This is a genomic window from Neisseria sp. P0008.S010, from assembly GCF_051962715.1.
GTDB classification, from domain to species: Bacteria; Pseudomonadota; Gammaproteobacteria; order Burkholderiales; family Neisseriaceae; genus Neisseria; species Neisseria elongata.
Genome location: NZ_JBQCVA010000393.1, coordinates 1 through 245, shown reverse-complemented (window position 1 = coordinate 245; position 245 = coordinate 1). Strand labels below are relative to the sequence as shown.

Genomic DNA, 245 nt, shown 5'->3' with positions numbered 1-245 from the left:
GACTACAGGGGTATCTAATCCTGTTTGCTCCCCACGCTTTCGTGCCTCAACGTCAGTGCTGGTCCAGAGAGCCGCCTTCGCCACGGATGTTCCTCCCGATCTCTACGCATTTCACCGCTACACCGGGAATTCCACCACCCTCTCCCAAACTCTAGCTCCCCAGTATCGTATGCCATTCCCAGGTTAAGCCCGGGGATTTCACATCCGACTTAAAAAGCCGCCTACGCACCCTTTACGCCCAGTAA

Annotated in this window: 1 rRNA gene; it reads right to left on the bottom strand. The window is 55.5% G+C overall.

The features are described 5' to 3' along the window. Positions 1–245 (bottom strand): 16S ribosomal RNA (locus ACTHSL_RS14045); the annotation flags it as partial.